The sequence below is a fragment of the Bradyrhizobium sp. 35 genome (assembly GCF_023073215.1).
GTDB lineage: Bacteria > Pseudomonadota > Alphaproteobacteria > Rhizobiales > Xanthobacteraceae > Bradyrhizobium > Bradyrhizobium canariense_D.
This window is the reverse complement of sequence record NZ_JADPJC010000107.1, coordinates 1-22564: the sequence shown is the minus strand read 5'-3', so window position 1 is coordinate 22564 and position 22564 is coordinate 1. Positions and strand designations below refer to the sequence as shown.

Below are 22564 nucleotides of genomic sequence, written 5' to 3'. Positions count from 1 at the left end.
AACGAAGGCGTCGATCACGCGAACCGGATTGTCATCTGCAACCCAGTCGTCCAGGCATTCCGGCAACAAAGTAGATTGCCCGCGATCAGCTCCTTGAACAAAACGAGCCATGCCAGCCCCCGCCGATTCAGTGCGGGAATCATAGCAGGCACGGCGTTTTCACACATGGGATAATTCCGGGCTCGGAGCCATACTCAGGCTCTGGGAATCAGCTCTCCAGGACTCGACGAGGCCCACCCCAGGGCCTTGCAATGATGGAGAGAGGCAATGGAGCACTATGTCGGATTAGACGTGTCACTGAAACTGACCTCGATCTGCATCGTCGATCGGACAAGGAAAGGTCGAGCGCGAAGGGGTGGTTACGTCTGACCCGGAGGCGATCGCGACGTACATCAAATTGCACACGTCACACGTCGTTCGGATTGGACTTGAGACCGGAGCAACGTCGACATGGCTGTGGACCGAGCTGAATAAGATCGGGTTACCCGTTATCTGCATTGACGCCAGGCATGCGAAGGCGGTTCTGAAGATGCAGATCAACAAAAGCGACCGAAATGACGCTGCTGGCATTGCGCGCATCATGCAATGTGGTTGGTACAAGGAGGTTTGCGTCAAGGATCTCGACAGTCATGCGACCAAAGCCCTTCTTGTCAGTCGAGCTCTGCTCGTCAAGATCAAGCGGGATATCGAAAATCAAATCCGGGGGCTCCTCAAGAATCTTGGGCTCGTCATCGGACGAGCAAAGATGAATGTGTTTGCTGTGCGCGCCGCGCAGTTGGCCGAGGAACGGTCAGAGCTTTTTGCCGCTGTCGATCCATTGCTAAAGGCACGCGAGGCCGTCGAGCAACAGATTGTGGACCTTGACCGCAAGGTGCTGCGGCTGGCTCGCAACAATGCTCAGGTGCGACGGTTCATGACGGCTCCTGGCGTCGGCCCGGTCACGGCCCTTTGCTTCCTTGCGACGATCGATGACCCCGCTCGCTTCAAGAGGTCACGAAGCGTCGGAGCCTACGCAGGGCTAACGACTCGCCGATACGCATCCGGGGAGATTGACTGGACGGGCCGAATCTCGAAATGCGGCGATAAGATGCTGCGAAGTTACCTCTACGAGGCGGCCAATGTGCTGCTGACACGCGTAGCAAAATGGTCAGCACTCAAAGCGTGGGGTATTCGGCTTGCGAAACGAAGCGGCCTACGCAAAGCCAAGGTTGCGGTTGCCCGAAAACTTGCTGTCATTCTGCATCGGATGTGGATCGATGGTACCGAATTTAAATGGTCATCAAGGGATGCTGCTGATCAGCCTGCATAATGGATAACGAGTTCCCGCCGAACAGCGGGAGCGAACGTCCCTGCCGGGACGCTGGCGTTGGTGAGATCGCCCCTGGCTTTGCGGTGCTCGAAAGGGCAAAGCGCGCTTCACACATTGATCCGCTAACGTCATCTTACGCCATCATGCGGAGGGCACGCCCCTACCGCGGAGAGAACCATGGACCCGGCAAGGATGTTCAAGGAGAGCTTGACCTCACTCCCGGAATTAGAGAACAGCCAGGGTCAATCGCGTTGGTCTGCGCCTGAATCCGGCTCTTCAGGTCCACCCCCAGCACCGGACATGTCGCAGTACTGCGCCAACCTACGCGATGGGCCATCAGCCGACATGCACCAGCGGGTTAAGCAATCCGCTGTAGCAGCGTCTATTGAACGTCGTTGCCCCACGAAGCAGCTGATTGTTTCACCCCGGCGTCATACCTTTGCTCTTGATCACCGATATGGCGTCCGGCGTTTTCAGGTAGTCGACGAGCGCCTTCGCGGCTGCGGCTTCCTTCGTGGCCGCACCGAGCGCGGCCGTGAATACGACATCCTGCTGCAAGTCAGCAGGGAACGGGCCAACCACATCGAGGCCCGGCACCGTCAAGACGTTCATCAGGAACAGCGCGAGTTCGGCCTCTCCGTTGGCGACTACAGCGACGACCTGTGCGGGGGTCGGCTGCGCTTTCATCTTGGCTTTCATCTGTTCGGTGATGTTGAGGCGCTCGAATACTTTCGCTATTGAATAGCCGGTTGCGCTTTCCGGAATCGAGGCGACCGATTCCGCGTTAAGCAAGGCAGCTTTAAACACGTCGGGCGTGGAGATGTTGGGCTTCGGCGCACCGTCGCGAACCGCGACACCGAGGCCAACACGAGCTATGTCCAGCGTCGGCCCGGCTGCGAAGTGTGATCGCGCGGCGGCGTCCCTCATTACCTCGACCGGCACGACGCCGACATCGAACGGCTTGCCGGAGGTAGCTTCCTTGATCAGGTTCGGAGTGGTGCCGAAGAAGATATCGAGCTTGTGACCTGAGGTTTGTTCGAACTTCGGCTTGAGACCCGCCCACACTGCTGTCATGGCGCCGCCGGCCAGAACCCTCAACTCAGCTGCGGTCGCCGCTGGTGACAGCATCATGCCGACCAAGATACCCACTGCCGCGAAGGAAAACACAGTCCTCATGAAACCTCTCCCGAGTATATGAACCGAGCGTTTGACGCACGTGGACGTTACGCTGCTCCTGGTCCACCGTCTAATGTCTCAGATGGGTCAAAGGGAGCCCTCGGCGGCTCCAAGTTCAACCCTCGGAAGCGGAACGGGCTAGGCCCAGAGACCCAGCTTCGACTTCCGCGGCTACTCGGTCGTCTGATGGCACAGATATCATCACGCGCCGCGAAGATCTCGGTCGCTGCTGTGGTCGCTTTCGGCGATCGCGGCATGACCAAGCTTGCGTTTCATGGCCGTGTTAGCCGCGATTTCCGCCGGTCGACGCGAGTTGTTGCGTATGCACCGCGCCAACGAAATCCACGACACCGTGCTGCACGCAATCGAGCAAGAACTTGACTTAGAGGAGGTGACCGTACAGCGTTTCGTATGACAGGGTACACGAGTGCCTCTAACATCCCCAATCAACTTCGGTCTCAGGTTTTGGTGTGTTGCGAGGACGCGGTCCAAATTGGGCCGCAAGGACCTTGCGGTCGCGGCGCCCCAAGCAGCGCGCAGGTATGCTTTAGCCTTGGTATGGCGTACCGAGCCTGGCCATTCAAAGTGCAATCGTACAACTCACACCTGCGCTGTAAATCGGTCGATCAGCCATTGCGTTGCAGGACCTGGTGGCGTTTGGACTCGCCAAATCGCCTGCAGCGGATACAGCGCATCCTTCACGCCCTGGATATCCAGATCGATGAGTCGTCCTGCCTCCAAGTCGCCGCGGACCATGAATTCCGGCATCAAGCCCCAACCAATTGCGGCCAATAGCAAGGCATGCTTCACGCCGAGATCTGCCAGCCGCCATGTCTTGCTACTGATGACACCGAAATCCTGACCTTGTGTCAGTGGCGAACGGTCAGTCAGAACCAGCTGGATGTGCTCGCGCAGCTCACCAGGCGAATGTCGCCGCGAGCGTGCCAGCGGATGAGAGGGCGACGCGACCGGGACTAGCCTGACGCTTCCGATCTGCTGCCTGTCCATGTCATCCGGAAGTGGATGCATGGCGCAGTTGATTCCAAGCCGTGCGGTGCCGTCTGCGAGGAGCTGGGTCACCGCACCAAGCGCTTCCGCATGCACCCGTAACTGAACTGTCGGATACGTAATCTGGAAGGCTTGCAGAGCGTCGACCAGGCGGGAAGTTGGGAGCATCACGTCAGCGACCAACGAGACCTCCGCTTCCTCGCCTTCGCGGAGGCTCGCGGCCTTGGCGCGCATCTTCTCCATGCCCTGCAGAACTGACCGTGCGTGAGCGAGCAGCGCCCGTCCGGCTTCGGTCAGTTCAGGCTTCCTTGTCCCCGAGCGATCGAACACGGCAACCCCGAGCTGCTCCTCGAGATTGTCGATCCCGTAAGCAATTGCCGAGGTGGCACGGTTCAACCGCCGTCCGGCCGCGGCGAAGCTGCCGCACTCCACCACCGTCGCCAGAATCTGGAGCTGATCGATTGTGGGAGTGCCGATTATCATTTCTAAAATCCTGAACAATCTATTCTAGATTATCCGTATTTTCTGAAATGTGAAGGGCGAGTATCCCCTCACGCATCGGTACAAACGAGATCGCCCATGAATACCTTAACGCTTCCGCGCGAGCGCAACGTCGCGACGCTCCATGCCGCCCTCCATACCCTTGAAGGAGACGGATTCGAGGTTCGTCGCGCGATTCCGTCATCCGCCTTCGAGGCCATTGGCCACTTCATCTTCCTTGATCATTTCGGTCCAATCGAGGTGCAGCCGGGCGAAGCCAAGGGCGCTTCGGCTCATCCTCATGCCGGCATCGAGACTCTGACCCTGCTCCTCGAAGGGCGCTCGGTACATAAGGACAGCCTGGGCAATGTCAGCGCGATGGGGCCAGGCGAGGTGCAATGGATGCGCGCAGGCCGCGGTGTGATCCATGACGAATCGCCGGACGAGGCCCTGGTGCGCACGGGCGGCCGGGTGCACGGGGTGCAGTTGTGGATCAACATGCCGAAAGGCGGAAAGCAGGCCGATCCAGCCTATAGGCACGTGAAGGCCCATGAGATTCCGCTGTTGCCGCACGACAACGGAATTGTGCGCGTCATTGCAGGGCAGGTCGGCAACGTCACCGGTCCCGTCTGGACTTCCGGCAGCCCCTTCGTGGTTCACGCCAGCCTGAAGTCCGGCGACATACTGCGCATCGATGCGTCGAGCGCGCGTGAACTTGCGCTCTATGTCATGACGGGCAAAGTCGCGATTGCCGACGAGACCGTCGAGCCGGGGCAGCTTGCCCGCCTTACGTCCGGGGACGCGCTGCAAGTCGCAGTGCAGGAGAACAGTGAGCTGCTGCTGGTTGGCGGCGACCCGCTCGATGCTCCCATTGTCCGCCACGGTCCTTTCGTCATGAATACCATCGCCGAACTCGAACGGGCGGCCCGTGACTATCACGCGGGACGGATGGGACAGATCTGACATGCCCCATCGCGTCCATCAGTACCGTCGGAACAATCCGTCAATCCCACCAGCTCAAACCAGGAGTCCTTCCATGTCTACGCCTACTTATCTGCCCGCACTGGGGCGCCTGCTGATCGCGCTCATCTTCATCTTGTCGGGTCTATCGAAGATCGCTGCTCCCATAAGCACCATCGCTTACATCCAGTCCGCGGGGGCGCCATTTGCTCCGGCTGCTTTCGCCGTCGCCGCGATCGTCGAGGTGATTGGCGGGCTCGCCCTGCTGGTTGGCTTTCAAACCCGCCTCGTCGCTGCAGCCCTGGCAATCTTCACGCTGGCCGCGGCCGTGCTGTTCCACAACAACATGGCCGACCAGAACCAGATGATCCACTTCATGAAAAACCTCGCGATCACCGGAGGCCTTCTGCAGGTGATTGCGTTCGGTGCCGGTGCGTTCAGCCTGGACAACCGGCACCGGTCCGCTTCCGTCTCCGCGTGAGCGGCCGGATCAGAAAAGGAGCGGCGAGACTCCTCTCGCCGCGGCGCGGCAAATCCTCCAGAAATGTTCATAAGCGAACTGAGCAAGAAGCGGCTGGATTTGAAGCAACAATCACGGGATCCAGCCTATGTCGAAGAAAGGCTTGTTTGCCTTCATGCTCTGGTCCGCCACGGTCGCGGCTACCGGAAGCATCACCGAAAGGGAAGTTGCGTCATCCCTGAAGGAGCTCGATCGAGAAGACCTGGCCAACATCATAGCCCTGAAATGGATCGAGCAGGAGCTGTCGGATGCCGTGCGCGTTGCCGAGAAGGCCGCAGCCGGAAGCGCGCTGGCTGGGGGGCTGGTGAAACAGAATGGTAAACTCAACTTCGTGATCGTCGTTGCCAGTGGCGAACGCTTGAAGGAGGTCATGCTCGAGCCGCCCAAAGTCGAAAAGCAAAGGTCAACTCACCACTAGCCCAAAGCGTCCGTCGACGACGACCCGCGATCTTGTGGATCCCTAGAGAGGCATGCACTCGGAGATCCAGGAAGCGCGTGTTCAGGCTCACCGAGTGGCGCGAGGTTGGGCATTGATCTCGACGACGACGTCATGCCTAGCGCATGCCCGCAACACCTTCTCGATGTCGATTTCGTAGCCCGGCCGCCGCTGCAGCTGCCGCCCGGTCATATGGCCTATGATGGTGGTGTGGGGATCGGAGATCGCACGAAGCAGGCGCTGCGTCTGCGCCTTGGGGTCGAGTTTGAATCGGCCGTGGACGCTCGCGACCACGAAGTCGAAGCGCTGCAGCACGTCGTCCGCATAGTCGAGCGAGCCGTCGGCCAGAATGTCGGACTCGATGCCTTTCAGGATCCGGAAATCCTTGCCGAAGCGCTTGTTCAACCGGTCGGCGTCCCGGTGCTGCTGCCTGATCTCTTCCTCCGAGAGGCCGCCCGCGTAGTGCGCGGACTTGGAGTGGTCGGCGACGCCGAAATACTCGAAGCCGCGCTGGCGCGTGGCCTTGGCCATCGTGTCCAAGCTCTCCGTGCCGTCGGAGGCATCGGTGTGAGGCAGCCGCGGAGCAGGCACAAGCCCTTTCTCCGCCTTTCCTCCTGACAGCTCCGGTAGAAAAGCCTACACGCCCGACGCCGAAAGAGGCTGAGGTAATGGAAATTGACCAAATCAATCTCGTTCATCTGAAAGGGTGACGAAGCCCAGTGGAAGATGCCGAGAAGCCAGCGCGTGTTCCTATGCACGATGCGCGCCGATTGCCGCCTTGGGACTCACGGTTCTGCATCCGCATCGAACGGCCCACGACCGCTGAGGTTGCTGGTCTCAGGGAGCGGAATGCGGCCGGAGGGATCCATCGCCTTCGAGGGGCATCCGCAAGGTGAACTTGGTTTCTGTGTCGGTCGAGTCGACGCCGATTGAACCTCCGTGCGCCTTCGCTATTTCAGACGCGATGTACAGACCAAGTCCCAATCCTTGAGAAGGGCCGTGCGCCTTTCCTCGGTAGAACGGCTGAAACAGGCGCGTCCGCGCCTCTTCCGGAATAGCCGCACCTCCATTCGCCACCGAGAGCTCAAACATTTCTGCTTTGGCGGTAGCTTGGACCCGCACTGGCTGATCCGGCGCGCCGTGGCTGATTGCGTTGCCGAGCAGGTTCGAGAACAACTGGGCGATACGGGCCGGATCGCAGAAGACCGGTGTCTCGACCTCGAAGCTGGTTTCGATGCGGCGCTCCGGATGGGCCGCCGTCAATTCGGCGACGACCTGGTCGAGCACGGGTTCAATCGCCGTAATTGACTTGGACAGCGAGATGCCTCCGCCAAGGCGGCCTCGTGCCAAATCCATGACGCTCTCGATCATCTTGGCCATTCGCCCGACGCTGCTCTGCATCATGGCCTCGAGCCGCAGCGCGTCTTCCGGCGTCTTGGCCTTGAGCATCAGCCGTGCACCGGCCGCAATGGATGCGAGAGGGTTGCGTAGGTCGTGGCCGAGCACGGCGATGAACTGCTCACGCAACTCCGCGTTTGCGTGCTCCTGCTGCAGACGCTCTTCCAGCGCCGACTTGAGCTCATCGCTTTCCTTCCGGGCGTCGATGAGCTCGCGCTCGTAGCGACGCCGGTCCGTGGCCCGCATGATTGTCAGGCGGGTGAACAGAAGCGCGTCCGCGTCGGTGCGCCGCTCACGGGCGTTCGCGATCGCCGGAAGCCGCGCCCCGCTCTTGGTGAGGAGATCGAGGGCGAACTCGTCGAAGAAGCCCTGCATGCGCAGCAGCGGCGCGACGTGGGTCTCCAGGAATATGCGTCCCGCCATGTTGAGCAGGTCGCTCAGTCGCATCCCAGGAAGGTCGTCCGGCTGGTAGCCCATCCAGCCCGCCAGCGTTCGATTGGCACGATCGATGCGGCCGTCCGGACGAACGGAGAGGTACCCGCATGGCGCGTTTTCGTAGAGGTCTTCGAAATCGCTGTCGGCGGGGTAATTATTGTTCACTCAGACGAAATCTCGGATTGCGGCAACGACTTCGTCAGGCGCGCTCAGGTTGGGACAATGGCCGGTTGCCTTCAGAACCACCATTTTGCTGTTCGGGATGTTGCGCTGCACGTACGCGCCGACCTGCTGCCCGGCGATGATGTCTTCGCTGCACTGGAGGATCAGCGTGCGAGCGTTGACCTTGGCCAGGTCCGCGCGATTGTCGGAGAGGAACGTGACCCGGGCGAACTCCTTGGCGATCGCGGGATCGGTCCGGCAGAAGCTGTTGGTCAGTTCCTCGCCGAGTTCGGGACGGTCGGGATTGCCCATGATGGCAGGCGCCATCTGGGCCGACCACCCCATGTGGTTCTCTTCCAGGAAAGAAAGAAGCTCCTCGATCTGCTGGGAGCTGAAGCCGCCGACATAGTCGCCATCGTCGATGTAGCGCGCCGAAGGCCCCACAAGGATGAGGCTTTCGAACAACGAGGGGTCTTTGATCGCAGCCAAAACCCCGATCATGGCGCTGACGGAGTGCCCTACGAAGACCGCGCCCTTCAGCCCGAGCGTCTGACCGATCTCAACGACGTCGTCGGCATAACCAGACAATTTGGAATACTTCTGACGGTCGTACGCGGTGAGGTCGGACCGGCCCGCTCCGACGTGATCGAACAGCACCGTGCTGAACTCGCCTTCGAATGCCGGGGCCACGAAGCGCCACATGTTCTGGTCGCACCCGAACCCATGAGCGAACATCATGGCCCGCTCGCCGCGGCCGCGGACTTGCACGTTGTTGCGAAATTCGACAGACACTTGGTACCCCTGAGCGCGAGACGGTTTTTATTATTTCGAGAAGCTTAGGGTGAACTGAACCTGGATGCATCCCTTTTCCGGCGCCCGGCAGCTATGACGTTCGGATGAGAAGACCCGACAAAGCCTGGACCAATTGCGCCGGCGCGAACGGCTTAGGCAGGAGGATGCTGCGGGGCACGCCATTGGAGGCCCATCGGTGGGCGCTATCGCCGGAGACGTACAGGATCCCGCAGCTTGGGTCGTTCTCGCGTGCGAGGCGAGCCAGCCCCCATCCGTCCATCCTGGCGCGGCCGAGATTGATGTCAGTGACCACAGCTCGCGGAAGGGGCGTTCTGATGAGCAAACGGGCGGCCTCTTCGCCCGATGCGGCGCTAACAACACCGTAACCGGCCTCGATCAAGGTCTCTTCCAGCATCTCGCGGAGAAGTGCTTCATCCTCAACCAGAAGAATGGTCGATCCATCTGCGGCGTTGTGGGAGTTGCTCAGGTGCATCCTCTCGCATCTCTCAACAAAATGGCACCGCACCCCGATGACGCAGGTCACCCGTCTCAACGTTGAACAGGACGAAGCGTTCACTTTTTCTCGCCGGGTCGCGCTCAGCAAGGAATCAGTGAAAATGTTGGCGCAGATTTGGCGATGGTGCCAGCCGCAGTCAATCCGCCATTGGTTCGGCCAGAGACGCACCTTACGCAAGGCGGAACTTCCGTAAGGCTCCCGCCAGGCGCCCATCCGGTCCCGGTGCTATGCCCCGTGCGGACGAGGTCGAGAAACCGATTCCAGGCGATCTTGGGAACGAGCCGCCGCTGGTCTCCGGGCATGCTGTCGTCCATCATCTTGTTCGCCAGGCGCTGCACTTCCTTGGAGGCCTTGCTGATATGACCGGCATCAAAGGGCGGATGCGGATCGTATTCGATGACCAGTTGGATGGCCTCGGCCCGCTCACGGCCCGCAATCTCGCCGGCCAGCCAGAGCGCCAGGTCGATGCCAGCCGAGACGCCCGCCGCCGTGACGACTTTCCCAGACCGGACGACGCGCTCATCGGGCCTGGGCTTCGCACCCATGATCCGCAGCACGCCCATCTTGTACCAGTGCGTCGTCGCCGGCTGCCCTTTCAGGATTCCCGCCGCGCCAAGGATCAAAGCTCCCGTGCAGACCGAAGCCGTCCACACCGAGGTTCGGTGCACCTTCCGCAGCCAATCGAGGACCTCGTCGTCGACCATCTGACCGGGGGTGGTCGAGCCTCCGGGAACGACGAGCACGTCGGGACAGATCGTCTCCGAGATCGAGCGGGTGGCTCCGAGTAGAAGCCCGCGGCCTTCCGCCACCACCGGTCCGACTTCCTTGCCGACGAACTGCACCTTCGCCCCGGGAATGCGCGACAGCACTTCCCAGGGCCCGACCGCATCGAGCGCCGTCACACCCTGATAGAGAAGGATTGCGATCTCAACAGAAGCTGCCATTCGAATGTCTCCTTGAAGGGTCCGGCGCTGACCGGCGACAACCTCAACAGTGCAAGTCAGGCCAGCCTGCTTTCCGTTGCGGCCTGAAGCCGACGGCGAGGATCTCTGTCGACATCAGTCGATCGCCTCCACTCCTTCCTCCTTTAGCCGCTCGATCTGGTCCTTCATCTCCTTCAGCCGCTCGGCGGAATGTCCGTCCATTGGCTGACCTCGCCGATAACGCGGAGTGGCTCGCGCGACCGGTAGAACTGCGTGGGGTTTCCAGGGAATTTCCTGTCGGTCAAGTTGGGATCATCCACGATCTCCCCGGTCGGCTCGACGATGTAGATTCTCTCCGCGCCGTCGCCGTGTGCCAGCTCTGCGCCCCAAATGGCTGCTTCCAAAGTACCCGTGTGATAGAGCCAGGATGCCTGAGCCCGCCTTCCGTAATTGGAGCGAAAACCGGCAGCGATCAGGTCCCCCGGCTTCAAGTCGGCCCGGGTGCCGTGGTAGGAGAGTCTCGTTCCGCTCATTGAAAAAACCTCGAAAATGATCCTGGGCTCGCGCGCTCAGCAGCAGCGCCTGGCGTGAGTTTACGAAGCGAAAAGAGTTAAATTTTGGCCGGTCAGCGCTTACAGTTCGGTCGAGCTGAACCGCCGAATCAAAAGAGTTGAGAATGCAATATCGAGCCTGCATCGTTGATGCGAATGGTCGCGAGAACTCCCGCACGTTCGCCTGTGCCAACGACGAGGACGCCATCGTCTGGGCGAGGCAGATGCTGCACGGCAATTCAGTCGAGCTCTGGTGCGGTGAGCGACTGGTGAAGCGTTTGCCGGTTTCAGAGGACAGCCGCGCCGTAACGCATGAGGTGCATGAAGGTCGAATGGTGCCAAAAGCAAAAGAATGAGCTACCTGCGAAACCGCTATGGAGCCGCGATGCTAACCGTCTCCTCAATGATCCTCATTTCGTCGCCATCGCCGGCCAGGATTGCGCTGTAGTAGCCGCGGAAAGGCTGATCGCCCACTTTGGCCTGCCATTCTCCGACGTTAAGTATGAACGATCCTTCTGTGCGAGATACGACGCGCCTGACGGAGTAGTCGTGCAGTCCTATTTTTAAGGCTTCTTGAAAACTTCGCCGTATGGCATCGCGACCCTGGAAGATTCCGCTAGGAGTAACTCTGATTGCATCCTCGGCGAATGCTGCCGCCATTGCGTCAACGTCGCCTCGGTTGTACGCGGATGCGAAATTCTTCTGAAAATTGGCGCTCGCACTTTCGGCGGATAGCTTCTCTTGGGCACCAAGTGACGGGGATATAGAGAGCATGAAGGCGACCGTGAACAAGGTTCTCAGCATCGATGGCTCCGTGTCGCTAGTTGCAGCTCAGGCCGACTTGAAACCCTGATGCGATCGCCGGTCTGATAGTTGATCTTCTCGTAAGGTCGGGGTCAATGCGACCGGATGGGTGACGAGGCAAAGTCAAGAAGCCTTCGGTTCATACGGGGCTGTTGGTCATGCTACGTTTCCCGGGGGCTCCGCATCAAGACGAACTGAGGTCCACGGTTCCCTCCGGCCGCTGTCCGCGCGATCAAGTCCTGTAGCGGCCCACCTGAACACGGCACCCATGGGCAAGGACATGGCTCAATGACTGCCAACGGAGCGCTCGTGACCGGTTGCATTTGGCGGCCCGGAGACCCGTGCGGTGCGGAAGGTTAACCTTTCGCTGAGGAAAGGTAGGGTCGCAGTCCAACATCCGATCCGTCCGGAACAGCGACGGTCCTGGGTCCGGTAGTCGCGGCGGGATGGCTCGCGTCGACCGCGCTCGGTGCCGTTGCAGGCGGCGCGACGGGCGGAGTCGTCGGGGCGCTGACGCAGGCCGGCGTATCCGATGAGGAAGCTCCGCTCTATGCGGAAGGTGTGAGGCGCGGCGGCACGCTGGTTTCGGCGCGTGTGCCAGACGCGGACCGCGCGCGAGGCATGGCGGACAAAATTTGCTCAGGTTGAGTTCTTCGCATTTTGACCCATTGCGGACTTTGCAGCAATCTCAGCGTGACCGAGGACGTTTGGACCTTAGGCAGACGTTCGGCTCGCAGTCCTTGGGCTCGAATGATAAGCCGCGAGGCCTACCATGGTTGTGCTTCGATCACATTTTGGATGCCAGCCGGAAACACCCGCGTCAACTCGAACGCCGAGTTGGCAAGGAGCTCCGCGAACTCCTCAAGGGTTCGCTCTCGCCCGCCGGGGGAGACCAGCATGTTCAAATCACTGAACTTGGTTGCCGGCATTTCGTTCGGAGGCCCGACAATCCGTTCGATCAGAAGCAACTTTGCGCCTTTGGTCATCGCGCGCCGACACGCGGTGAGGATAGCAGCAGCTTCCGTGTCTTCCCAATCGTGAATGACCGCCCGCATCAGATAGGCGTCTCCGCCTTCAGGGACCGATTCGAAGAAGCTTCCACCCACGATCTTGCAGCGGTCGAGCACGCCGCGTTCTGCCAGAACGGCTTTTGCTCCCGCGACGACGTCGGGTTGATCAAACAGCGTACCGCCAAGGTGAGGGTGAGCGCATAGCAGGGCCGCCAACATCGAGCCTCGCCCGCCACCCACGTCGACTACGTGACTGAACGGCGAGAAATCATAGCCGCGGAGCACTGCGTCGGCTCCGTCCCGTGAGAATTGCGCCATAGCCTGATCGAAGGTCGCGCCGTATTCGGGGTACTCTGCTCGGAATTGCCAGACACTTTTGCCGTGCAAGTGTTGAAATGCGTTCTCGCCCGTTTGCACGCTGTGCAGCAGATGCCCCCACGCTTGCCAATAATAGGGGCTTCCGACCACTTCCGCCCAGGCTCCGACCGGTGTCGCGGAGTCGGCACGCAAGCAATGACCCACCGGGGTGAGCGCAAAATATCTGCCTTCTTCCTCCCGGAACACACCGACGGCGGCGAGCGCACGCAACAGCCGGTACAGCGAATCGGGATGGCTCTTCGTCAGCACCGCGAGCTCGTCCACCGATCGAGCGCCGTCATTTAGATGGTCGGCGACTCGCAGCTTTGCTGCGACACTAATCGCCTTCGTGACCTGGAAGCCATTGATCAGAGTCAGCAAGTCCAGGCGAGGATCGCTTGTCATGGATGCGCTCCTTGAGTGACGGTTCTGGCTTGGCATGGTCCGGATGCTGCGAAAATCACTGGGTCGGCTTGAAGTCCATTGCTTTCGCGAGGTCAGCAAGACTGCGACGCCGTTCGTCGAGCAAAGCTGCAAATTCGGCCGCCGTCCCTGGATGAGCGGCCTGTCCGACGTGAGCCAGCCTTTGCCTGATGCCAGGATCGTTCGCGACGGCGCTGACGGCGGATGCAATCTGGTCTCGCAAGGTATGCGGAATTCCGCGCTTGCCGAATAAGCCAACCACACCGTCCATGCGAAGGTCCGGGAAACCAGCCTCCGCGACCGTGGGGACATCAGGGACAAGCGGTGCGCGGGCGTCGCTCGCTACCGCCAGGAGCCGAGCTCTCCCTGACTGCACCTGCGGCATTGTCACGCTAAGTGCATGAACGAAGACGTCTATGCGCCCCTCACCCAGGTCCTGTAGTGCAGGAGCAAGGTCCCTATAGGGCACAAAGGCGAGTTCCAGTTTTGCATTCTTGAAGAATCCGCCGACAACAAAGGGCGGAAGGCCTGGCGAGCTAGACCAGTTCAGCTTGCCCGGTTCGGCGCGAGCTGTTTGAACCAGATCATCGAGCGAACGGATCGATCTTTTTCCGGTCACCGCTATCGCTAAGACAACGTCCGACGTGGGGCAAATCGGGACCAAGTCACGCACAGGATCATAGGGTAACTTCTCGTGCGTAATTGGAAGCAAGGTAAATACTGCGGAGATGGCATAAAGCAGGGTGTGATCATCCTCTGTGTTGAGAAAAGCAGAAACCCCGATCACTCCGTCGGCGCCGGGCCGATTTTCCACGATGACGGGCTGTCCCCACTGTTCTGAAAGCCGTTCGGCAAACAGTCGAGCGCTGAAGTCAGAACCACTTCCAGCTGGCACGGGTGCAATCAAGCGGACCGTCCGGTGAGGCCAGTCGGCCGCCACGAGCTTGGAACTCCAGCAGGAGATGGCGAGGAGAAGACCGACGGCAGCGAAGAAGCGAACGAAGATGCTCATGCCTACTCCTTCCGAATTGCGTTCAGCGCGACTTCCGCTTTCGACGTCCGGCGCCAGGGCGGACATATTTCTCGTTGGCCCTGACCACTCTGGACATTAACTCGATGAACAGCTCGCGGTCCGCCGGTTCGAGGCAGGATAGCAGCCTCTCTTGAGTGGCGAGCGCTCGTGGACGCAGCCGCTTTCTGATCCTGTGACCGAGAGGGGTGCAGCGGAGCATCCAGACGCGCCGGTCTGAATCATTAGGCCGCCGTTTTACCAGCCCCTTTGCCTCGAGCTGATCCACCAGTCGGCCAGTGTTTGTCTTGTCGACGGCGACCACTTCGGCAAGGCGGCTCTGATCTATCTCCGGATGGTTTTCAATGATCGTTAGGACCGCCCATTCCGGGACGCTCATGTCCTCCTCTTCAAATTCTTCGGCGATGACAGCCGTCGAGATCATGTGCAGCCGCCGGATGAGATACGCCGGAACGAGGCTATAAGGTTGTGGCGCCGGGTCGACCTCCGAGGACCCATGCAATGTAATAGCTTTTGCAACCATCATAATTGTTATTATCAGAGCGATAGCTCCGCATCAAGTCATTTGAGCCCGGATAAATCCCCCAGCCGCGACGGCCCTTCAAGCCGCGGCAGTGATAATGCCGACGAAGTCAGCTTCTGATGCTGTGGACGGCTCCTCCACGGGCACGAGAGTGCCAAAGACTGGGCGCCGTTTAAGGCTCCCACGATTCGGAGGAGCAGCCTATGCAGTCAGTTGCAACGATTGGTCTGGACATCGCGAAGTCGGTGTACCGCGAAGCAGCGTAGCAATTCATATCTCCGCGCAATATTCGACTTGCACGCCGCTCCGCTTGCACAGGAATTCGTAATAGGCACTCTCGTCGACATCCTGGAACCGGCCCCAGCGACTGACATCGTAAACGAGGATGTGGTCGAAATCGGCTCGGCCTGACTGAACGTCATCGATCAGTTTGATAAGACCAGGACGCCCCTTGATCTGGAGGCCGCTGCGGCCCTCGTCGCGATAGGTCTGCACAATCGTGAGCGCGTTCGTCTCGGCATAGGCGGCGATGGCCGCCATCTGGTTCGCGATCGAGTAGCGCTGGAGCTCCCTAGACATTCGAACGTACTGCGCAGCACGGCGCGCTCGGGTCCGCCTCGCCAAGCTTGTCCCTTTGGGAATAACGAGCCAGTTACCCATGCACCCCTCCTGTCAGTTCGGAGGTACCCGCGAGTGCAATTACAGCTTCCGCGGTCGGGATAGCAATGCCGAACAGCTTGCAGGGCACTGGCGCGCGCCTCATGGCGGCACCGGAAGGTGGCGTTGTGCACAGCACCGCGGAACACGGGGACAAACCTCAGCCCTGCCGATTGCGAATCCCTGCTGCGTGCTAACCGCCCGGAACGAGAAGACGGGCGAAAGGATTCGTCCCGGCAGGAGCAAGCTCGATGCTGATGACGAAGGAAAGACGGCCGGCAATCAGAACGCTGCGTGGATGGGCACTCGGCGTGCTGCAGGAGGCGGGCGCCATCCATGAATGCGAGGAGCATGGCTGGGCAAAGGATCGGGCCGACCCTCACGCCCGCGAGCGCGCTTTGGACCTCGCGAGGCAGGAGCCTCCAGACGGCTTGTCTCCGGACCGGGCTGTCGCCGAGGTCCGCGAAGTGCTGGATTCGATCGGCGATACCTGTCCTGAATGCCCGCCCGACTGAACCGCACTGACAACCCACGGTCCGATGCCGCTGTCGATCAAGGGATCAGGGGCGCCGCCGTGGTGCCAAGATGCTCAGCAGCGGCGCGTACCCGGCCAGCGTGCTTTCGCCGCTGCTCCGCGAACTCCGCTGCGTCGACCGGCAAACGCAGCTTGTATCCAGCCGCCTTCAAGCGGGCGCACACCCGAGGCACCGCCCCAGCAGTGGTGTCGTCGGATTTTGGCTCGAGGCCAATCAGTCCATTCAGATCGTCGATGAGGCGCAATCCTTCACTTCGAAGGAGGATCGCCAGCGCTCGGCTCTCGCGGTCCTCGATCAGCAGTTCGAAGATCAGTGCGAGGTCCATCAGGGCTCCGAGCGTTGCAGGCCAGCCGGAGCCGACGCCGACGGATCGGAAGTAGATCAGCGAAGGATGCGAAGCGTGACTCTGCAGCACGGACGCGCACCAGTCGCGCCCGCGATACATCACACGCCTGATTTCCTCGGGAGAGTCGAGATCCGAGTAGCGCTCCAGCAGACCGAGCGCCGAGGGCGGCTCCCCTGCGGCGGTGGTGAGCTTTAGAATTCCCGTGTCGCGACGGGAGATCCCCTCCTGCACTTCGAGCAGGTACGTCACGGCCATGGTCAGAACGGAGAGGCCTGAAAGGCCCGCGCAGACCAGAGCCCAGCGAGCCGGTCCGTGCGCCTCGATGCCGCTCAGTCCCACCGTGCACAACGCGCTTCCGACGATGAAGAGCGCCTCCTGGAAATCGGCCGGCGGAGAGAACCAGCCCCCCAGCGCATGCGCGATGAGCCCATACCCGAGCAAGAGAAGCCCCATCCAGATCAGGAAGGAGCCCATGAGGATGGACGGCGCGAAGCTGGTCGACACCCCACTCTTGCCGCGGCGGGCCCACTTCCAAATCGGGAGCGCGACGGTCAGGAGCCGCCGGGCCACGCGCAGCGCGCCCCTACTCTCGCCCGGAACCACCACCGTGTCGAATACATCGCGTAGTGCGAAGACGACCAGGACCATTCCGGCAGCGATCTCGATGGTCTGCACGATCATAACGGAATGCCAGCGGCGCAGGGCGAACTCCGCCCGAACACGTCACGTCCCCGAACGCGTAGCGAAATGCACCGCGGCCATGACGACCAACACAGCGAGCAGGAAGGTTCCCGCGGAGATCGATCTCCGTCCATGTGACTGGCGGGCCAGATGCATCGGAGCACTCCGATTATCGGCGACCAACCCGGCTGAGTTGCGTTCGTTCCGAAGCGGCCGACGGCCCGTGTCGAGGGGACCCTAGCGCCGACGCGCCACCCAACCCAATACTTTGTCGTAGGAGGAACCTGTCCGGCTCGTCCCGATTGGCTTGTCGCACCAGAACTCTGACGAACGGCGCGGCCATGGTCGAATTCGCACAGCTTCGCGACCGCATGGTCCAGGTTCAACTTGCACGCCGCGGCATCCGCGATCGGCGCGTTCTGGATGCGATGGCACAGGTCCCTCGAGAGCGGTTCGTGGAAACCGGTTTCGAGGAATTCGCCTACGAGGACGGCGCGCTGCCGATCGCGAACGCGCAGACCATCTCGCAGCCTTACATCGTCGCGCTGATGACGGAGGCGGCCGAGCTGAAGCCCGCGGACAAGGTGCTCGAGGTCGGAACCGGTTCGGGCTATGCGGCGGCGGTCGCATCGCGGCTCGCCAGAACGGTTCACACCGTCGAGCGCCATCGCGCCCTAGCCACGACCGCCGCCGAGCGGCTTGCGGCGCTCGGCTATGACAATTGCGTCGTCCATACAGGCGACGGCACCGGCGGATTGCCGGAAGAGGCGCCGTTCGATTCGATTCTCGTCGCGGCCGGCGGTCCGGAAGTACCGGACGCGCTCAAGGGCCAATTGGCCATTGGGGGGCGTCTCGTCATCCCAATCGGCGATTTGGAGCACGAACAATCGCTGCTGCGGATCACGCGCCGGAGCGACACCCAATACGACGAAGAAGCCTTCGGGGCCGTTCGCTGCGTGCCCCTGATCGGAGAGCACGGATGGGCCGAGGACGGCACGCGCTCCGCCAGCAATCACGTCCCTGGGCGTACGCGCTTCCGCTCGCTCACCGACATGATCGGCGCCGCCCTCGAACCGCTGCCGGCTTTCGACGATCCCGCCTTCGGCGCCTTCTTCGATCGCTTTGCGCAGTCCCGGGTCGCGCTGCTGGGCGAAGCCAGCCACGGCACGTCGGAGTTCTACGGGGCGCGCGCTGCGATCACGCGGCGCCTGATCGAGAAGCACGGGTTCACGACCGTCGCGGTGGAAGCCGACTGGCCGGACGCCGCGGCGGTCGACCGCTACGTTCGCCACCGGTCGTCACGCGGTTCGGGCGAGAAGCCGTTCGAACGCTTCCCGACCTGGATGTGGCGAAACACCGACGTCGCCGCTTTCGTCGACTGGATGCGCGAGCACAACGAAAGCAAGCCGGCAGGCGAGCGGGCCGGATTCTTCGGGTTCGACATCTACAACATGCGGAGCTCGATCGCGGCCGTTCTCGCCTACCTAGATGGCGTAGATCCACAAGCCGCGGCCGTGGCGCGCGAGCGCTACGGATGCCTAACCCCTAGGCAGCGCGAACCTTCGACCTACGGCCGTGCCGTCCTGACCGAAGCCTATCGGAAATGCGAGGCGGAGGTGGTTCGCCAGTGCCAGGACGTCCTGGGAAAGCAACTCGACTACGCCGCGAACGACCCGGACAGCTTCCTGGACGCTGCGCAGAACGCGCGGTTGATCGCCTCCGCCGAGCGCTACTACCGGATCATGTACTATGGCGGGGCCGAATCCTGGAACCTGCGCGACACGCACATGTTCGAAACCTTGGGCCATATCCTGGACGCCCAGGGGCCGCGATCCAAGGCGGTGGTCTGGGCGCATAATTCTCATATCGGCGACGCACGCTTCACCGAGATTGGGGCGGTCCGCGAGGAGCTCAACATCGGTCAGCTTTGTCGAGAGAAGTTCGCCGAGGCGGCGTCCCTGGTCGGCTTCGGCACCCATACCGGCACCGTGGCCGCCGCGTCGGACTGGGACGGCGAGATGGAAGTGATGCAGGTGCGGCCCTCTCGACCGGACAGCTACGAGCGGCAGTTCCACGACGCTGGTGTGCCGCGCGGCCTGCTCGAATTCCGCCGGGACGAGAGCCTTCGGCGTCGCTTGCTCGAGCCGCGCCTCGAACGGTTCATCGGCGTCATCTACCGGCCGAACACCGAACTGCAAAGCCATTACGCCGAAGCGTCGCTGCCTCAGCAGTTTGATGCATTCTTGTGGTTTGATGAGACGAAGGCAGTCAGGCCCTTGGGACCGGAACATCGCCGCGCCGGCGTCCCGGATACCTATCCGTTCGGACTCTGACGGTGAGGTCTCCGACCAGCGAGTGCCCTCGGAACTCAGGAACCGCCCTCAGACGTGCCGAGATGCACTGCGACCACAAGGTCAAGCCCGCGACCAGGCGGGCAATGCCGGCGAAAGGTCTAGCGCCGACGCGCGACCCATACACCGAGCAGGAACGCTACGCACAGCGACTGCAGCGGCGCCTTCAAGGTCACCTCGCGAAGTTTGTCGACCCAGCGCATCGCGGCATCCCGCGACGTCGGCCGCAGCGGGCGCCGGCTCGTTTCCGCCTCGGCGCGCAATCTCGCCGCGGACACATGATCGACGCCGTCCTGTTCGTTCGTCAGGCCGGACGCTTCCGTCATTGCCGAGGCTTCTTTCATATCCATGCGGCTCTCCTATTTGTCAGGCGGACTTCCGCTGCGACCTGGCCGCCGGCTTCTTCGCCCCCGCCTCCTTCGCGGGCTTCTTGCCGGCGATCGGCATCAGCATCTCCTTCTGGCCTGCAGCAGCCTTCCGCGGCTTCTTGGCGGCCTTCGCCGGCGCGGCCTCCTGACCTACGCTCCGCCGCAGCGCCTCCATCAGGTTGACCACGTTGTTGGCGGCGGGCTTTTCCTTGGGCGTGATCGGCTTGCCGGCGCGCTTCTGGTTGATGAGCTCGATCAGCGCGGTCTCGTAGTGGTCCTCGAACTTCTCCGGCTCGAAGTTGCCCGCCTTCTGGTTCACGATGTGCCTCGCGAGATCGAGCATGTCCTTGGTCACCTTCACGTCCTGGATCTCGTCGAAATACTCCTGCTCGGAGCGCACTTCGTAGGGATAGCGCAGCAGCGCCGAGACCCTTGTCCATCGGTTCGAGCGCGATGATGTGCTCGCGGTTGGTCAGCACCACCCGCCCGATCGCGACCTTGTCCATCTCCCGGATAGTCTCGCGGATCACGGCGAAGGCGTCATGGCCGACCTTGCCGTCCGGACGGATGTAGTAGGGCCGGATGAGGTATCGCGGGTCGATGTCGGACTTGTCGACGAACTCGTCGATCTCGATGGTGCGCGTGGACTCAAGCGCAATCTCCTCGAGCTCCTCCTTCGTGACCTCGATGAACTGATCCTTCTCGAGCTGGTAGCCCTTGACGATGTCCTCGTTTGGCACCTCGTCGCCCGTGTCGGCGTCGACCTTGAGGTACTTGATGCGGTGGCCGGTCTGCCGGTTGAGCTGGTTGAACGAGATCTTCTCGCTCTCCGACGTCGCCGGATAGAGCGCGACCGGGCAGGTGACGAGGGACAGACGGAGGAAGCCTTTCCAGTTTGCTCGCGGGGCCATGGTTACGCAACGCTCCAGGTACGGGTACTTGGATCAAGACGAACGGCGCGACACAGTTCCGACACTGCTCGCAGGCGTCCACCGCCAAATTGAGGGCACGCCCGGTCAAGCGCCTGGCAGACGTGGCGGGCGCCCTTGACTCTTACGAACAAAATGAGAACATGCACCGATGACCCAACCCATGGCATCCGAACCGGCCAGCTTCGATTTGGAGGACGCCGCCGACCAGGCGATTGCGGCCTGTGGGGGCGACGCTCGGGAAGCTCTCAAGGCGCTCATCATCGCGAATGGCTTCCTGGAGACGCAGGTGGAAGAGCTGCGGGCTTCGATTTCTGCCGGCTATTCGCGCGGCCGGTTCGACGTACCGCGCGACCGGAAGGATTGGTACGACTGACATGCCCGCGGTGACCTACTTTGTGGCTCTGCCGTTCCTTCCTTCGGCTGACGGTATCGCTGCCGGCGAAGCCGTCGAATGCTTCAATCCCAAGCCGCCGTGATGAAGGCCGAGGCGCTTTCGCGAAAGCCTGGCATTGTTGGCGCAGTGGCCTTCAGCCGCAGCGGGGATCCGGCTACAGGCGAATTCGGAGACGCAACCGTGATCCGCAAGTTCGGCGACGTGCTGGAAGACCTGAGCACCTTGTGAAAGGGACGCGCGGAGATGTTCTGCGCGAGCCCCGGCAATTACCTCCCGCTGAGCGATAGGCTCATACGAGTGACGGTGTTGTCCCAGGCGCGCTCCTCTTCTGCGGGATAGTTGATCAGGAGGCAATGGATCAGCCGCCCCGAGAAGTTGCAGCGGTTGTACCAGACCTTGTCGCCCCTGTAGCTGGAGACCGCAAAGAACCGTGGTGTCACTCGCTTGTACTGAATGCGTGAAGGCGGATGTTTTTTGGCGAGAAAGGCCGCGGGTGAATCGTTCTCGACGTTGGGCGCAGCCTGGATCGTGATGTCGGCCCGCCCGTCGGCGGTTCGGAACCGTTGCCCGTAGCCGTCGGGTCGGCCAGCTTCTTCCGTGAAGACCGAAGATGGGAAATCCATCGAGGTGCCGGTCTGGGGAATGGTGTACTTGGTCCATCGCACCGGCTGCGCCGACGCCGTCGCTGTCGAGACGACAAGTGCCAATGCGAGAGCGCTCGTCGATTTCATCGCACTTCCCTCCGACTACCACGGAGCAAAAAGCCGGAACGTCAATTACGTTCCAGACGCCTGTTGCTATGGATTGGAAGCGCGCGAGCTACTCGCCTTCCTCGTGGGATCTTGGGATCGAGCCTGGTCAGCCTAGTCAGCCCGCCGGGCGAGAACCCGGCACCTCGAAAGGCGACGGTGATAGCGCCTCCGATGCTTTGGGCGCGCGGTGTCAGGCAGCGCGCAACGGGGACGTTGCACGACGGAGCCGGCCGATTTCCTCCGCCTGGCACCTCGGACACCTGAACTGGATTTCGCGTTGCGCGGAAGCGGACTTTTGGATGTTCGCCGCCATAGGCCATGCGCCGCATTGGGGACATTTCTCCAGCAGAGTCTCCGATTCTATCATCGCACTCGCTCCTTCCCGCGCCCACAGCCCGCCAACGCTCGGAGACAAACCGCGTTCCGGACGAGCCTAGGCGAGACACGGAACGAATCAGGGCGACGGCGTTGAATCGGCATGTGTGCCGTGGCGTTGCGTCAGTCTCGTCTGGGAGTATCGCGTGTCCATGGCGCCATCAGAGCTGCTATTCCAGGTTACATCGAGCCGTGTGATCCCACGTTGCGTGAAAAGCCGCCGCGCGGCGAAGACTGGGTCTACGAGATCAAGGCCGACTGTCAATCGGCGTTCAAATTTGACCCCGTATCGGCGTCCAATTTTGACCCCTTCGAGCGGCGGGTTTTGGCGGTAGCGCTCGCACCGTCGGAGCTGGTC

At 61.6% G+C, this 22564-nt stretch carries 21 protein-coding genes and 8 pseudogenes; 11 read left to right on the top strand and 18 right to left on the bottom strand.

Annotated features, from left to right (window positions below; translation table 11 throughout):
- The first annotated feature begins 267 nt into the window (after nt 1–267).
- Nucleotides 268–1309, top strand: a pseudogene (locus tag IVB36_RS21285) (IS110 family transposase).
- A 420-nt stretch (nt 1310–1729) separates the two neighbouring features.
- Here IVB36_RS21285 and IVB36_RS21280 read toward each other — a convergent pair.
- Nucleotides 1730–2485, bottom strand: a complete 756-nt coding sequence (locus IVB36_RS21280; protein WP_247392938.1) for a substrate-binding domain-containing protein — start codon at nt 2483–2485, stop codon at nt 1730–1732.
- Between the two features lie 274 nt (nt 2486–2759).
- On the opposite strand from IVB36_RS21280, the gene IVB36_RS21275 reads away from it, so the two are divergent.
- Complete coding sequence (locus IVB36_RS21275) at nt 2760–2900, top strand: hypothetical protein (protein ID WP_247392937.1); 141 nt, start codon at nt 2760–2762, stop codon at nt 2898–2900.
- 185 nt (nt 2901–3085) lie between these two features.
- On the opposite strand, the gene IVB36_RS21270 is transcribed toward IVB36_RS21275, so the two are convergent.
- Entirely contained in the window at nt 3086–3976 is an 891-nt protein-coding gene (locus IVB36_RS21270) for a LysR family transcriptional regulator (RefSeq protein ID WP_247392936.1), read from the bottom strand.
- A gap of 96 nt (nt 3977–4072) precedes the next feature.
- Between IVB36_RS21270 and IVB36_RS21265 the strand changes: the two genes are divergently transcribed.
- From IVB36_RS21265 to IVB36_RS21255, 3 genes are all read left to right on the top strand, one after another.
- Entirely contained in the window at nt 4073–4936 is an 864-nt protein-coding gene (locus tag IVB36_RS21265) for a pirin family protein (RefSeq protein WP_247392935.1), read from the top strand.
- A 73-nt stretch (nt 4937–5009) separates the two neighbouring features.
- Nucleotides 5010–5414 (top strand): DoxX family protein, encoded by a 405-nt coding sequence (locus IVB36_RS21260; protein WP_247392939.1) that lies wholly within the window; start codon nt 5010–5012, stop codon nt 5412–5414.
- 127 nt (nt 5415–5541) lie between these two features.
- Nucleotides 5542–5871: a hypothetical protein gene (locus IVB36_RS21255; protein ID WP_247392934.1), complete on the top strand. Its 330-nt coding sequence runs from the start codon at nt 5542–5544 to the stop codon at nt 5869–5871.
- A gap of 108 nt (nt 5872–5979) precedes the next feature.
- Here the strand turns inward: IVB36_RS21255 and IVB36_RS21250 are convergent.
- The 6 genes and pseudogenes from IVB36_RS21250 to arr form a co-directional block, all read right to left on the bottom strand.
- Nucleotides 5980–6459, bottom strand: a pseudogene (locus tag IVB36_RS21250) (PHP domain-containing protein); the annotation flags it as partial.
- A 267-nt stretch (nt 6460–6726) separates the two neighbouring features.
- On the bottom strand, nt 6727–7887 hold the full coding sequence (locus tag IVB36_RS21245) for a PAS domain-containing sensor histidine kinase (protein ID WP_247392933.1): 1161 nt from the start codon (nt 7885–7887) through the stop codon (nt 6727–6729).
- Nucleotides 7888–8676 carry an alpha/beta hydrolase gene (locus tag IVB36_RS21240; protein WP_085394230.1) on the bottom strand — a complete coding sequence of 263 codons (789 nt, stop codon included), beginning with the start codon at nt 8674–8676 and terminating at the stop codon, nt 7888–7890.
- 91 nt (nt 8677–8767) lie between these two features.
- Nucleotides 8768–9169 carry a response regulator gene (locus tag IVB36_RS21235; RefSeq protein ID WP_085394229.1) on the bottom strand — a complete coding sequence of 134 codons (402 nt, stop codon included), beginning with the start codon at nt 9167–9169 and terminating at the stop codon, nt 8768–8770.
- A gap of 104 nt (nt 9170–9273) precedes the next feature.
- Nucleotides 9274–10137 carry a DJ-1/PfpI family protein gene (locus tag IVB36_RS21230; RefSeq protein ID WP_247392932.1) on the bottom strand — a complete coding sequence of 288 codons (864 nt, stop codon included), beginning with the start codon at nt 10135–10137 and terminating at the stop codon, nt 9274–9276.
- 114 nt (nt 10138–10251) lie between these two features.
- Nucleotides 10252–10649 (bottom strand): annotated as a pseudogene (arr, locus tag IVB36_RS21225) (NAD(+)--rifampin ADP-ribosyltransferase).
- A gap of 143 nt (nt 10650–10792) precedes the next feature.
- On the opposite strand from arr, the gene IVB36_RS21220 reads away from it, so the two are divergent.
- Nucleotides 10793–11023, top strand: coding sequence for a hypothetical protein (locus tag IVB36_RS21220; protein WP_085357349.1), 231 nt, complete (start codon nt 10793–10795; stop codon nt 11021–11023).
- A 16-nt stretch (nt 11024–11039) separates the two neighbouring features.
- On the opposite strand, the gene IVB36_RS21215 is transcribed toward IVB36_RS21220, so the two are convergent.
- Nucleotides 11040–11471: a nuclear transport factor 2 family protein gene (locus IVB36_RS21215; RefSeq protein ID WP_085394228.1), complete on the bottom strand. Its 432-nt coding sequence runs from the start codon at nt 11469–11471 to the stop codon at nt 11040–11042.
- A gap of 423 nt (nt 11472–11894) precedes the next feature.
- Here IVB36_RS21215 and IVB36_RS21210 point away from each other — a divergent pair.
- Nucleotides 11895–12089, top strand: a pseudogene (locus IVB36_RS21210) (hypothetical protein); the annotation flags it as partial.
- Nucleotides 12090–12238: 149 nt separating this feature from the next.
- On the opposite strand, the gene IVB36_RS21205 reads toward IVB36_RS21210, so the two are convergent.
- From IVB36_RS21205 to IVB36_RS21190, 4 genes and pseudogenes are all read right to left on the bottom strand, one after another.
- A complete protein-coding gene (locus IVB36_RS21205; RefSeq protein ID WP_247392931.1) occupies nt 12239–13243 on the bottom strand; it encodes an acetylserotonin O-methyltransferase in 1005 nt (334 codons plus the stop codon).
- 55 nt (nt 13244–13298) lie between these two features.
- Nucleotides 13299–14273: a tripartite tricarboxylate transporter substrate binding protein gene (locus IVB36_RS21200; RefSeq protein WP_247392930.1), complete on the bottom strand. Its 975-nt coding sequence runs from the start codon at nt 14271–14273 to the stop codon at nt 13299–13301.
- A 22-nt stretch (nt 14274–14295) separates the two neighbouring features.
- Nucleotides 14296–14715 (bottom strand): MarR family transcriptional regulator, encoded by a 420-nt coding sequence (locus IVB36_RS21195; RefSeq protein ID WP_247392929.1) that lies wholly within the window; start codon nt 14713–14715, stop codon nt 14296–14298.
- 375 nt (nt 14716–15090) lie between these two features.
- Nucleotides 15091–15474 (bottom strand): annotated as a pseudogene (locus IVB36_RS21190) (recombinase family protein); the annotation flags it as partial.
- A gap of 248 nt (nt 15475–15722) precedes the next feature.
- Here IVB36_RS21190 and IVB36_RS21185 point away from each other — a divergent pair.
- Complete coding sequence (locus IVB36_RS21185; protein ID WP_247392928.1) at nt 15723–15986, top strand: hypothetical protein; 264 nt, start codon at nt 15723–15725, stop codon at nt 15984–15986.
- A gap of 37 nt (nt 15987–16023) precedes the next feature.
- On the opposite strand, the gene IVB36_RS21180 is transcribed toward IVB36_RS21185, so the two are convergent.
- Nucleotides 16024–17034, bottom strand: a complete 1011-nt coding sequence (locus tag IVB36_RS21180; RefSeq protein WP_247392927.1) for a hypothetical protein — start codon at nt 17032–17034, stop codon at nt 16024–16026.
- Nucleotides 17035–17375: 341 nt separating this feature from the next.
- Between IVB36_RS21180 and IVB36_RS21175 the strand changes: the two genes are divergently transcribed.
- Nucleotides 17376–19367, top strand: coding sequence for a protein-L-isoaspartate(D-aspartate) O-methyltransferase (locus IVB36_RS21175; protein WP_247392926.1), 1992 nt, complete (start codon nt 17376–17378; stop codon nt 19365–19367).
- A 119-nt stretch (nt 19368–19486) separates the two neighbouring features.
- Here the strand turns inward: IVB36_RS21175 and IVB36_RS21170 are convergent, their stop codons facing one another.
- Together IVB36_RS21170 and IVB36_RS21165 are read right to left on the bottom strand one after the other, a co-directional pair.
- Nucleotides 19487–19735, bottom strand: a complete 249-nt coding sequence (locus tag IVB36_RS21170) for a hypothetical protein (protein ID WP_247392925.1) — start codon at nt 19733–19735, stop codon at nt 19487–19489.
- A gap of 16 nt (nt 19736–19751) precedes the next feature.
- Nucleotides 19752–20664, bottom strand: a pseudogene (locus IVB36_RS21165) (Ku protein).
- Nucleotides 20665–20833: 169 nt separating this feature from the next.
- Here IVB36_RS21165 and IVB36_RS21160 point away from each other — a divergent pair.
- Both IVB36_RS21160 and IVB36_RS21155 read left to right on the top strand, forming a co-directional pair.
- Nucleotides 20834–21058 (top strand): hypothetical protein, encoded by a 225-nt coding sequence (locus tag IVB36_RS21160; RefSeq protein WP_247392924.1) that lies wholly within the window; start codon nt 20834–20836, stop codon nt 21056–21058.
- A gap of 1 nt (nt 21059) precedes the next feature.
- Nucleotides 21060–21307, top strand: a pseudogene (locus IVB36_RS21155) (hypothetical protein).
- 38 nt (nt 21308–21345) lie between these two features.
- On the opposite strand, the gene IVB36_RS21150 reads toward IVB36_RS21155, so the two are convergent.
- Nucleotides 21346–21810: a hypothetical protein gene (locus tag IVB36_RS21150; RefSeq protein ID WP_247392923.1), complete on the bottom strand. Its 465-nt coding sequence runs from the start codon at nt 21808–21810 to the stop codon at nt 21346–21348.
- Nucleotides 21811–22467: 657 nt separating this feature from the next.
- Nucleotides 22468–22564, bottom strand: a pseudogene (locus IVB36_RS40505) (IS21-like element helper ATPase IstB); the annotation flags it as partial.